At 71.4% G+C, this 12,201-nt stretch carries 9 protein-coding genes; 7 read left to right on the forward strand and 2 right to left on the reverse strand.

What is annotated here, in order from left to right; genetic code table 11:
• Positions 1-50 precede the first annotated feature (50 nt).
• Entirely contained in the window at positions 51-722 is a 672-nt protein-coding gene (locus ACF059_RS10000) for a GntR family transcriptional regulator (protein WP_392056573.1), read from the forward strand.
• Positions 723-869: 147 nt separating this feature from the next.
• Here ACF059_RS10000 and ACF059_RS10005 read toward each other — a convergent pair whose 3' ends face one another.
• On the reverse strand, positions 870-1,655 hold the full coding sequence (locus tag ACF059_RS10005) for a hypothetical protein (protein ID WP_360896049.1): 786 nt from the start codon (positions 1,653-1,655) through the stop codon (positions 870-872).
• A 166-nt stretch (positions 1,656-1,821) separates the two neighbouring features.
• The gene (locus ACF059_RS10010; RefSeq protein ID WP_361950391.1) at positions 1,822-3,501 is read right to left on the reverse strand and encodes a PucR family transcriptional regulator ligand-binding domain-containing protein; all 1,680 of its coding nucleotides are present in this window, start codon (positions 3,499-3,501) and stop codon (positions 1,822-1,824) included.
• 254 nt (positions 3,502-3,755) lie between these two features.
• Here ACF059_RS10010 and ACF059_RS10015 point away from each other — a divergent pair, with 254 nt between their 5' ends.
• From ACF059_RS10015 to ACF059_RS10040, 6 genes are all read left to right on the forward strand, one after another.
• Complete coding sequence (locus ACF059_RS10015; RefSeq protein ID WP_031151493.1) at positions 3,756-4,652, forward strand: xanthine dehydrogenase family protein subunit M; 897 nt, start codon at positions 3,756-3,758, stop codon at positions 4,650-4,652.
• A 2-nt stretch (positions 4,653-4,654) separates the two neighbouring features.
• Positions 4,655-5,260, forward strand: a complete 606-nt coding sequence (locus ACF059_RS10020; protein WP_361950395.1) for a (2Fe-2S)-binding protein — start codon at positions 4,655-4,657, stop codon at positions 5,258-5,260.
• 2 nt (positions 5,261-5,262) lie between these two features.
• Positions 5,263-7,668, forward strand: a complete 2,406-nt coding sequence (pucD, locus tag ACF059_RS10025; RefSeq protein WP_392054006.1) for a xanthine dehydrogenase subunit D — start codon at positions 5,263-5,265, stop codon at positions 7,666-7,668.
• A 326-nt stretch (positions 7,669-7,994) separates the two neighbouring features.
• Positions 7,995-9,458: an NCS2 family permease gene (locus ACF059_RS10030; RefSeq protein ID WP_392054009.1), complete on the forward strand. Its 1,464-nt coding sequence runs from the start codon at positions 7,995-7,997 to the stop codon at positions 9,456-9,458.
• A gap of 168 nt (positions 9,459-9,626) precedes the next feature.
• A complete protein-coding gene (locus ACF059_RS10035; protein WP_392054012.1) occupies positions 9,627-10,778 on the forward strand; it encodes an XdhC family protein in 1,152 nt (383 codons plus the stop codon).
• Between the two features lie 131 nt (positions 10,779-10,909).
• Positions 10,910-12,190 carry a YncE family protein gene (locus ACF059_RS10040; protein ID WP_392054015.1) on the forward strand — a complete coding sequence of 427 codons (1,281 nt, stop codon included), beginning with the start codon at positions 10,910-10,912 and terminating at the stop codon, positions 12,188-12,190.
• The last annotated feature ends 11 nt before the right edge of the window (positions 12,191-12,201 follow it).

A 12,201-nucleotide genomic window follows, 5' to 3' on the forward strand; every position in this document is an offset into this window, starting at 1 on the left:
GGAACGTATCGCTCGGTGGCGGGTCGCATATTCTCGGGACCGGTCGAGACCTGGGAGGAGGACCGGTGCCGTTGATTCCGGAGCAGAAAGCCACGGGCAAGGTGTTGCGCCATTCGGTGCGCGGGCAGATCCTCGACGCCCTGCGCGCGGCGCTGGTCGACGGTGAGCTGGCGCCCGGCGAGATCTACTCGGGCCCGGCCCTGGGCGAGCGCTTCGGCGTCTCGGCGACGCCCGTGCGCGAGGCGATGCAGCAGCTGGCCCTTGAGGGGGCCGTGGAATGCATGCCGAACCGCGGCTTCCGGGTCCTGTCGCGGACCCCGGGCGAGCTGGCCGAGCTGGCGGAGGTGCGGGCGCTGCTGGAGGTGCCGGTGATGCTGCGGCTCGCGCGGGCGGTGCCGACGGACACGTGGGAGGCCCTGCGCCCGGCCGCGGCCGCCACCGCGGCGGCCGCGGCGGCCGGTGACCTGCCGGGTTACGCGGAGGCGGACCGGGCCTTCCACGGCGAGGTGCTGGCGCTGGCGGGCAACGCGCAGCTGGTGCGGGTGGCCGGGGAGCTGCACCGGCGGGCGCAGTGGCCCCTGCCGGGTGCTCCGCGGGTTCGGCGGGCTGATCTCGTCGCGGATGCGGCCGAGCATTCGGCGCTGCTGGAGGCGTTGATCGCCGGCGATCTGTCGGCGGTGGAGACCCTCGTGCGGGAGCACTTCGCCGGATCGGCGGCCTGAGCCCCGCCGTGGCGCGGCCCCGGGGCTCCGCCCCGGACCCCGCGCCTCAAGCGCCGGCGGGGCTGAAAGAGCGGGGCTCCGCCCCCCCGCCCCGCGCCTCAAACGCCGGCGGGGCTGGAATGTGCGGCGGGGCTGGAAGAGCGGGGCCTAGGCCGCCGGGGATGACGGGGTGGGGTGGAGTTGGTCCGCCAGCCAGGTGGGGATGCCGCCCAGGAGGTGGAAGAGGCGGCGGGCCTCCGCGCGGAGGCGGGCGGCTTCCGGTTCCGGTTCGGCCTCCGCCAGGGCGGCCAGGGCCGGGGCCGTGCCGATCAGGAAGCCCAGGTCCTCCCGGATGCGCAGCGACTCCATGAAGCCCTTGCGTGCCTCGGCCACCTCGCCGTCCCGCAGGGCCAGCGCCGCCAGGTGCCGCCAGGTGAAGGACAGCAGCAGGGTGTCCCCGTGGGCCTCCGCGCCCGCGTGGGCCCGGTGGTACGCCGGACGGGCCGACTGCGGGGCGTCCGCCAGGTGCTCGGCGACCAGACCCCGGCGGAAGTCGAGCAGCGGGCGGGTCCGGGAGCCCGGCGACAGCAGGGCCGCCGCCCGGCCCAGCGCGGAGCGGGCCTCGTCGGCCCGGTCGCGTACGCCCAGTACGGTGGCGGCGTACGCCAGATGGCCCCGCTCGCAGGCGGCCGCGCCCCGGTCGTCGTCGTCCTGAGCCACCGCCTCGGCGGTCCGCAGCGCGTCCTCGGCCTCGGCCCAGCCCTGGCCCGTGAACAGGCACCGCTCCACCAACAGCGCGGTCCGCTGGACGGCCGCCCCCGCATGGTCCAGGTGCGGCGTCAGCAGGGCCGCCGCGTCGGTCCAGCAGCCGCGCGAGCGCAGTCGCCATATCGCCCGCTGGAGGGGGTCGTCCCCTCCGGTCGCACCGGCACCCGACATGGCGGTATCCGCCACATTGCCCTCCCCAAAGCAACCAAGCAGCACATCGTTGAGCCCTGGGGCGAAATGAGAGCACGGATCGACGGCATCGGCCAAGGGGTCGGGTGAACTCTTTCACAAAGTCCGGACGGATCATCAGCCGCCCCGTGGGCGGCTGCGTCCGGCCGCTGGGCGGATCTCCTCAGCTCATCCGCAGTGCGAGGAAGAAGTCGAGCTTGTCCTCCAGGCGCGACAGGTCCCGCCCCGTCAACTGCTCGATGCGCCCGACCCGGTAGCGCAGCGTGTTGACGTGCAGGTGCAGCCGGGTCGCGCAGCGGGTCCACGAACCGTCGCAGTCCAGGAAGGCCTCCAGCGTCGGGATGAGCTCCGCGCGGTGGCGCCGGTCGTAGTCCCGAAGGGGGTCGAGCAGGCGGGCCGTGAAGGCGCGGCGGACGTCGTCCGGGACGAACGGCAGCAGCAGCACGTGCGAGGCGAGCTCGTGGTGGCCCGCCGCGCAGACCCGGCCCGGGCGGGCCGCGGCGACCCGGCGGGCGTGCCGGGCCTCCTCCAGCGCCCCGCGCAGCCCCTCGGCGGAGTGCACGGCCGCGCTGACGCCCAGCGTGAGCCGGCCGTCGTCGGCCAGACCGGCCGCCAGGGGGTCCCGTACGGCCGCGAGCAGCTCGTCGGCGTGCAGGGCCGAGTCGGGGCCCTTGTCCTCCCCGGCGTCCCCGGCGAGCGAGGGCAGCGGTACGAGGGCGATGGCCTCGTCACCCGCATGGGCCACCGCGATCCGGTCCGAGGGCTCCGGCCCCGAGACCGATGGGTCGACGAGGATCTCCTCCAGCAGCGACTGGGCCACCGGGCCGCCGGGGATGTCCCCGTTGTCCCAGTCGACCCGGGCCACGACGACCTGCCAGTGCGGGGCGGCCCCCAGCCCGGGCAGCAGGACCGGGGCCGCGACGCGCAGGCGGGCGGCGATCTCGGCGGGCGGTGCACCCGTCTGGACCAGTTCCAGGACTTCCTGTGCCAGGCGGCGGCGCACGGTACGCGCGGCGTCGCGCCGGTCGCGTTCCACGGCGATCAGCTGGGTGACGCCCTGGAGCAGGTCGAGGCGCTCGGCGGGCCAGTCGCCCGCGTCCGCCTCGACCGCCAGCAGCCAGTCCGACAGCACGGTCTCGCGGACGTCCCGGGCGGCCGGACCGGCCGCGCCGCGCCCGTGTCCCCTGATCGGGAAGAGCGAGTAGGTAATACCCTGAATGGAGATCCGGTGCGGCCCCCTACGGCCCGTCCGGACCGCCGCAAGGTGCTCGCTCGCCAGTGCCGCGCACACGCCCGGCGCCAGCGGCTCTCCCGCCCCGGCGATCTGCCGGCCGGTGGGGGACAGCACCCAGGCCCGGAGGTCGAGGTCGGTGGTGAGCAGATCCAGCACCACGTCGGGGCCGCCGCCGGCCGGCCCGGAGGTCATCAGACGGCGGTGGCGGTCCACGACGGCCGCGAGGTCCCCGGCGCGCTCGCCCGAAACCTGTCGCACGACGTACTCGGTGATCGTGGCGAATGCAACGTTCTCGTTCACGGCGAACAGCGGCAGGCGGTTGCGCAGACACGCCGAGACGAGGTCGTCGGGGATGTCTCCCAGCTCCGCCTCGCCCGCCGCGAGGCCCGCGACACCGGCGCTCGCGAGGATTCGTACGAACGGCTCGGAATCGGCTGAATTTCGTCTCCATGCCAGGCCGGTGAGGACGAGTTCACCCCCGGTCAGGTACCGGCTGGGATCGCGCAGGTCGGTGGTCATGACCCCGCGGACCGTCCGGTCGAGTTCGTCCTCGCCGCCGAGCAGCCGCAGCCCCAGCGCCTCGGTTTCCAGCAGTGCGCGCAGCCGCATGATGTCGCCGCCGATCTGTCTCGATTGTTGCCGTTGGAAATCGGGCAGGTCGTTGCATCCTGCCTTTCATACGAATCTACAAGACGAGGGAGGCCGTCAGCCAACTCCTTCATGGTTTCGGTGACTGCACCCGGGGGACGCGCGGCTTGTGTACTGAGTCCGCACCGCGTTAACAGCACGTGAACGACCAGTCGAGGGCCCCTAGGCCGCCTGGCTTGAAGTGAACGACACGATGAAGAAGAAGAGAGCCGCTCATGGACTTCCTTCGCCCCGCCAGCTGGGAGGAGGCGCTCGCCGCTAAGGCCGAGTTCCCCACAGCTGTGCCGATTGCGGGTGGCACCGACGTGATGGTCGAGATCAACTTCGACCACCGCCGGCCGGAATACCTTCTGGACCTGAACCGCATCGGTCTGCTGCGGGAGTGGGAGGTCGGCGAGGACGTGGTCCGTCTGGGCGCCTCCGTCCCGTACACGCAGATCATGGAGAACCTCCGGACGGAGCTTCCGGGTCTCGCGCTCGCCTCGCACACGGTCGCGTCCCCGCAGATCCGTAACCGCGGCGGCGTCGGGGGCAACCTCGGTTGCGCCTCGCCGGCCGGTGACTCCCACCCCGCGCTGCTCGCGGCGGGCGCCGAGGTCGAGGTGGAGTCCGTACGCGGCTCTCGACTGATCCCGATCGACGAGTTCTACACCGGTGTCAAGCGCAACGCGCTCGCCGCCGACGAGCTCATCAAGACCGTCCACATCAAGAAGGCGGACGGCCCCCAGCAGTACTCCAAGGTCGGCTCCCGCAACGCGATGGTCATCGCCGTCTGCGCCTTCGGCCTGGCCCTGCACCCCGAGACCCGCACGGTTCGCACCGGCATCGGTTCGGCCGCGCCGACCCCGATCCGCGCGAAGGCCGCCGAGGAGTTCCTGAACGCCGCGCTCGAAGAGGGCGGCTTCTGGGAGTCCGGCAAGGTCATCACCCCGTCGATCGCCAAGCAGTTCGGTGACCTCGCCTCCGGCGCGGCCAACCCGATCGACGACGTCCGCGGCACGGCGAAGTACCGCCGTCACGCGGTTGGCATCATGGCTCGCCGCCAGCTCGTCTGGACCTGGGAGCAGTACCGCGGTACCGGCAACGGCCGCTCGCTTGAAGGGGCTGCGTAATCATGCGCGTCAATTTCACTGTCAACGGCCGTCAGCAGGAAGCGGACGACGTCTGGGAGGGCGAGTCCCTCTTGTACGTCCTGCGCGAGCGCCTGGGCCTGCCCGGTTCGAAGAACGCGTGCGAGCAGGGTGAGTGCGGTTCCTGCACCGTCCGTCTCGACGGCGTGCCGGTCTGCTCCTGTCTCGTCGCCGCCGGCCAGGTCGAGGGCCGCGACGTCGTGACCGTCGAGGGACTGGCGGAGTACGCCAAGCAGCGTGACGAGCACGGCCACGGCGGTGCCTGCGGCACCGGCGGCGGCTGCGGCGGCAAGGGCGTGTCCCTGGACGCGGCCAAGCAGTGGTCCGCGAAGGGCGCCGACTCCCAGACCGGTGAGGGCGTGGAGCTCTCCACCATCCAGCAGGCGTTCATCGACGCCGGCGCCGTCCAGTGCGGTTTCTGCACCCCGGGCCTCCTGGTCCAGGCCGACGCGCTGCTGGAGGAGAACTCCTCCCCGTCCGACCAGGACATCCGTGAGGCCCTGTCCGGCAACCTCTGCCGCTGCACGGGCTACGAGAAGATCCTCGACGCGGTCCGCCTGGCGGCCGCCCGTCAGGGAGAGGCGGTCTGACCATGGCCCAGAACACCCGAACGGCGCCCGCCGGTGCGCCGACGAACGTCAGCCAGAAGCACAACAAGGGCGGCATCGGCGAGTCCACGCTCCGCCCGGACGGCACCCTCAAGGTCACCGGCGAGTTCGCGTACTCCTCGGACATGTGGCACGAGGACATGCTGTGGGGCCAGACCCTGCGCAGCACCGTCGCCCACGCCGAGATCGTCTCCATCGACATCTCCGAGGCGCTCGCCATGCCGGGCGTGTACTCGGTGCTGACGTACGACGACCTGCCGGCCGAGATGAAGAACTACGGCCTGGAGATCCAGGACACCCCCGTCCTCGCCAACGGCCGCGTACGCCACCACGGCGAGCCGGTCGCCCTCGTGGCCGCCGACCACCCGGAGACCGCCCGCCGCGCGGCCGCCAAGATCAAGATCGACTACCGCGAGCTGCCGCTCGTCACGGACGAGGCCTCCGCCCTCGCCCCCGACGCGCCGCTGATCCACGAGGGCCGCGACGACCACCACTCCGGTCACGTCCCGCACCCGAACATCGTGCACCGCCAGCCGATCGTCCGCGGCAACGTGGAGGAGGCCCGCAAGCGCGCCGACGTCATCGTCGAGGGCGAGTACACCTTCGGCATGCAGGACCAGGCCTTCCTCGGCCCGGAGTCCGGCCTGGCCGTGCCGTCCGAGGACGGCGGCGTCGACCTGTACGTCGCCACCCAGTGGCTGCACTCGGACCTCAAGCAGATCGCCCCCGTCCTCGGTCTGCCCGAGGAGAAGGTGCGCATGACGCTCTCCGGCGTCGGCGGTGCCTTCGGCGGCCGCGAGGACATCTCGATGCAGATCCACGCGTGCCTCCTGGCCCTGGCCACGAACAAGCCGGTCAAGATCGTCTACAACCGGTTCGAGTCCTTCTTCGGCCACGTGCACCGTCACCCGGCGAAGCTCTACTACGAGCACGGCGCCACCAAGGACGGCAAGCTCACGCACATGAAGTGCAGGATCGTCCTGGACGGCGGCGCCTACGCGTCGGCCTCCCCGGCGGTCGTCGGCAACGCCTCCTCCCTCTCGGTCGGTCCGTACGTCCTGGAGGACGTGGACATCGAGGCGATCGCGCTCTACACGAACAACCCGCCCTGCGGCGCGATGCGCGGATTCGGCGCCGTCCAGGCCTGCTTCGCCTACGAGGCCCAGATGGACAAGCTCGCGGCGAAGCTGGGCATGGACCCGGTCGAGTTCCGCCAGCTCAACGCCATGGAGATGGGCACGATCATGCCCACCGGCCAGGTCGTGGACTCCCCGGCCCCGGTCGCCGAGCTGCTGCGCCGGGTCAAGGCCCGCCCGCTGCCGCCGGAGCGCCAGTGGGAGAGCGCCGGCGAGGGCGCGGACGTCCGCGCACTGCCGGGCGGTCTGTCCAACACCACCCACGGTGAGGGCGTCGTCCGCGGCGTCGGCTACGCGGTCGGCATCAAGAACGTCGGCTTCTCCGAGGGCTTCGACGACTACTCCACCGCCCGCGTACGCCTGGAGGTCATCAACGGCGAGCCCGTCGCGATGGTCCACACGGCCATGGCGGAGGTCGGCCAGGGCGGTGTCACCGTCCACGCGCAGATCGCCCGTACGGAGCTGGGCGTCACGCAGGTGACCATCCACCCGGCCGACACGCAGGTCGGCTCCGCCGGTTCCACGTCCGCCTCGCGGCAGACGTACATGACCGGTGGCGCCGTGAAGAACACCTGTGAGGCCGTCCGCGAGGCCGTCCTGGAGATCGGGCGCCGCAAGAACGGCTCCTACCACCCGGCGTGGGCGACCGCCGAGCTGCTGCTCGAAGGCGGCAAGGTCGTCACCGACGGCGGCGAGGTCCTCGCGGACATCGCCGAGATCCTGGAGGGCGAGGACGCGATCGACCTGGAGCTGGAGTTCCGGCACCGGCCGACCGTCCCCTTCGACCTCAAGACCGGCCAGGGCAACGGCCACGTCCAGTACACCTTCGCCGCGCACCGCGCGGTCGTGGAGGTGGACACCGAGCTCGGCCTCGTCAAGGTCGTCGAGCTGGCGACCGCGCAGGACGTCGGCAAGGCGCTCAACATGCTTTCCGTGGTGGGCCAGATCCAGGGTGGTACCACCCAGGGTCTCGGCGTGGCGATCATGGAAGAGATCATCGTGGACCCGAAGACCGCGAAGGTGCGCAACCCCTCCTTCACGGACTACCTGATCCCGACCATCCTGGACACCCCGACCATCCCGGTCGACGTCCTGGAGCTCGCCGACCCGAACGCGCCGTACGGCCTTCGCGGTATGGGCGAGGCCCCGACCCTCTCGTCGACCCCGGCCGTCCTCGCGGCGATCCGGCAGGCGACCGGTCTGGAGCTCAACAAGACGCCGATCCGTCCGGAAGCCCTTACCGGGACCCTCTAGGACGGCGTGGTCCCGGGGCCGCGAGGCCCCCGGACCCCCTCAGACTCTCCGGGCGGTGTGGCTCGGGAACGTCACACTTCACCGCCCACCGCCCGGAGTACATACGAAGCACCGCACCGCTCGCGGTCCCTTCACCTGGCAGTACCCCTGCAAGAACCCCCACGTAGTACCAGCGGTCACCCCCGCACTACCCGCAGTACACGCAGTGAACATTTCGCGTCGCCTCGGGCCGTCACCCCGGGTCGTGCAGCCAAACGCACCATCCCAAATCCCGCAGTCTCCAATCCCCAAGCGGGTGCCCCTTTGAACCTTGGGAGTTAGGCACCATGACCCAATCGTCTGTGGAGCCCAAGACCACCGCGGAAGAGGCCGGCGACGGCTCTCGCACCCCCGCCGGGCGCTCTTGGCTCGACCGGTACTTTCACATAACGCACAGAGGCTCCAACGTCGGCAACGAGGTCCGTGGCGGTATCACGACCTTCATGGCCATGGCGTACATCCTCCTGCTCAACCCCCTGCTCCTCTCGGGCAAGGACGTCGCCGGCACGTCGATGGAAGCTTCGGCGATCATCACCGCCACGGCGTTCGCCGCGGCCGTCACGACGCTCCTCATGGGCTTCGTCGGCAAGGTGCCCCTCGCACTGGCCGCCGGCCTGTCCGTGTCCGGTGTGCTCGCCTCACAGGTGGCTCCGCAGATGACCTGGCCGCAGGCCATGGGCATGTGTGTGGTCTACGGTGTGGTGATCTGTCTCCTGGTCGTCACCGGCCTCCGCGAGATGATCATGAACGCGATCCCCCTCGCGCTCAAGCACGCCATCACCATGGGCATCGGCCTGTTCGTCGCCCTCATCGGCCTGGTGAAGGCCGGCTTCGTGGGCCGCGGCCCCGAATTCGGTCCCCCGGTCCAGCTCGGCGCCGTCGGTGAGCTCGCCGGCTGGCCCGTACTGATCTTCTGCGTGACCCTGCTCGCCATCTTCATGCTGCAGGCACGCAAGGTTCCCGGCGCGATCCTGATCGGCATCGTCGGCGGAACCATCCTGGCCGCGATCCTCAACGCCGTGGCGGACATCGACCCGAAGGCCTGGCGCAGCGGCCCGCCGGAGCTCAGCGGCTCCGCGGTCTCGATGCCGGACTTCTCCCTCTTCGGCGACGTCTCGTTCGGCGGCTGGGGCGACGTCGGCTACATGACGGTCGGCATGATCGTCTTCACGCTGGTGCTCGCCGGCTTCTTCGACGCGATGGCCACCATCATCGGCGTCGGCACCGAGGCCAAGCTCGCCGACGACAAGGGCCGCATGCCGGGCCTGTCCAAGGCGCTCTTCATCGACGGCGCCGGTGGCGCCATCGGTGGTATCGCGGGCGGCTCCGGCCAGACCGTGTTCGTCGAGTCCGCGACCGGCGTGGGCGAGGGCGCCCGCACGGGCCTCGCCTCCGTGGTCACCGGCCTGTTCTTCGCCGCCTGCCTCTTCTTCACCCCGATCACCCAGATCGTCCCGGGTGAGGTCGCCTCCGCGGCCCTGGTCGTCATCGGCGCGATGATGATGCAGAACGCCCGCCACGTGGACTGGGCCGACAGCGCGACCTCGATCCCGGTCTTCCTGACCGTCGTGATCATGCCGTTCACGTACTCCATCACCGCTGGTGTCGCCGCCGGTGTCCTCGCCTACGTGGCCATCAAGGTGGCGCAGGGCAAGGCCCGCGAGATCGGTGCCTTCATGTGGGCGCTGACCGGGATCTTCCTGGTCTTCTTCGCCCTGCACCCGATCGAGGGCTGGCTCGGGGTCAGCTGACCCGGACCGGTCGGGCCGGTCCCCCTGCGGGGACCGGCCCGACCGGCCAGGCGGTCCGACCGGCCTGACTGGTCCGGCAGGGGCAGCCGCGCACGCAGCGCGACCGTACGGACACCGCACCCTCTCCGTATCCGATACTGGAAATCGAACCTCGCCGAGGAGGCCGCAATGCTGGACATCGCCGAAGAGCTGAACCGGTGGGTCGAGCAGGGACGTGACTTCGCCGTCGCCACCGTCGTCGCGGTCGGCGGCAGCGCGCCCCGCCAGCCCGGGGCCGCGCTCGCCGTCGACGGCGAGGGCACGGCCATCGGCTCGGTCTCCGGCGGATGCGTGGAGGGCGCGGTCTACGAGCTGTGCCGGCAGGCGCTCGAAGACGGCGAAACCGTCCGGGAGCGCTTCGGATACAGCGACGACGACGCCTTCGCCGTGGGTCTGACCTGCGGCGGAATCATCGACATCCTCGTCACCCCGGTGCCCGTGGGCTCCCCGGTGCGTGAGGTGTTCGCGGCCGCCCTGGCCGCCGCGTCCCGCGGCGAGGCCGCCGCCGTGGCCCGCATAGCCGAGGGCCCCGCCGAGCTCATGGGCCGCGCGGTGCTCGTCCGTACCGAAGGCGCCCACGAGGGCGGCTTCGGCGGACACCCCGAGCTGGACCGCACCATCGCCGAAGAGGCCCGCGCCATGCTCGACGCCGGCAAGACCGGCGTACTGGAGATCGGCGCCGACGGCCGGCTCTGCGGAGAGCCGCTCAAGGTCCTGGTCGAGTCCAGCGTCCCGCCCCCGCGCATGATCGTCTTCGGGGCCATCGACTTCGCCTCGGCCCTGGTGCGGATCGGCAAGTTCCTCGGCTACCGGGTGACGGTCTGCGACGCGCGTCCCGTCTTCGCGACGAAGACCCGCTTCCCCGAGGCGGACGAGATCGTCGTCGAGTGGCCGCACCGCTACCTGGAGAGCACCGACGTGGACGGCCGGACCGTCCTGTGCGTGCTCACCCACGACGCCAAGTTCGACGTCCCGCTCCTCGAACTGGCCCTCCGGCTCCCCGTCGCCTACGTCGGCGCCATGGGCTCCCGCCGCACCCACGAGGACCGCAACAAGCGGCTGCGCGAAGTCGGCGTCACCGAGCTCGAACTGGCCCGGCTGCGCTCCCCGATCGGCCTGGACCTCGGCGCCCGCTCGCCGGAGGAGACCGCGCTGTCCATCGCCGCGGAGATCGTCGCGAACCGCCGCGGAGGCACCGGCGCCGCCCTCACCGGGGCGCGCATCCCGATCCATCCCGACGCCGCGAACACCGTGATCGACCGCATCGGGTCCGTCGCTTGAAGAGCTGACCGCCGCACGTGAGCAAAGGGCACGACCCCTAGGGGTTGTGCCCTTCTGACGTTCCGTCTATTTTTACCGGCCGGTAACAGGAAGCACCCTCTCCTTCCCTTCCCCCCACCGGAGTTGAGCGGATGATACGTACCCTGCGGACCCTCGGAGCGCTGGCCGCGGCCACTGTGCTCACCGCCTTCACGCCGACCCCGGCCCCGGCGTCGCCCGCTCCGTCGCCCGCCCTGCCCTCGGCCCCGGCTGCCAGCGGCGCAGGCCTGCGCGAGGTGCTCTTCGTCGGGAACAACTGGGAGGGGACCGCCGACGTCCTCTCCTCCACCGGCGACCTCGCCAAGGTCGGGCGGATCAACATGATCCCCGACAAGGCCGAGCGGCTCCACGAGATCTACCTCAACCCCATCAAGCTCGGCTTCTTCCTCGGCATCCGGGAGAGCGCCGGCGAGGGCCACGACCAGTTCGTGGACGACATGTACACCACCCCGGACGGCTCCGCCGTCGTCGCCTCCCGCCCCAGCTTCGCCGACGTGGTCTCCATCGACGTCGCCTCGGGCCGGATCAACTGGCGCTTCCCCGTGGCCGGTTACCGCGCCGACCACATGGCGGTCTCCCCGGACGGGACCCGCATCGCCGTCTCGGCCTCCACCGCGAACACCGTGCACGTCCTGGACATCGCCACCGGGCAGCAGGTCGGCTCCTTCGCCACCGGGGACAAGCCGCACGAGAACGTCTTCACCGGGGGCGGACGCTACCTGTGGAACAGCGCCATCGGCGAGGTGAACACCGCCCTCGACGCGCCCTGGCTGGACTGGACGAAGGGCGACCGGAAGCTCACCGTCGTCGACACGCAGACCTTCCGCACCGTCCGGGTGATCGACATGCGGGAGCGGCTGGACGCCTTCGGCCGCAAGGACCTGTCCGACGCCCTGCGCCCCGTCGCCTTCAGCCCCGACGAGTCGAAGCTCTACTTCCAGGTGTCCTTCTTCAACGGCTTCCTGGAGTACGACGTCGCCTCCGACCGGATCACGCGCCTCAAGACCCTCCCCGTGAACCCGGCCACCAGCACCGACCGCACCACGTGGGTCAACGACTCCCGTCACCACGGCATGTCCATGAGCCCCGACGGTGCGAAGCTCTGCGTCGCGGGCACCATGGACGACTACGCGACGATCGTGGACCGCGCCACCCTCGCCGAAGGCCCCCTCGTGCCCGCCTCGAAGCCGTACTGGGCCACGGTCGACGGCGACGGCAAGGGCTGCGTGATCTCCGAGAGCGGCGCCGACCAGGTCACCGCCATCGACTTCGCCACCGGCACCAAGCGGGTGTCCGTCCCGGTGGGGGACCATCCCCAGCGCGTCCGGCTCGGCCACGTCCCCGCGGACTGGACGGGCCCGGCGTCCCGGTGACCGCCCGCGCG

The organism is Streptomyces sp. NPDC016562 (genome assembly GCF_043076955.1).
Lineage (GTDB): Bacteria > Actinomycetota > Actinomycetes > Streptomycetales > Streptomycetaceae > Streptomyces.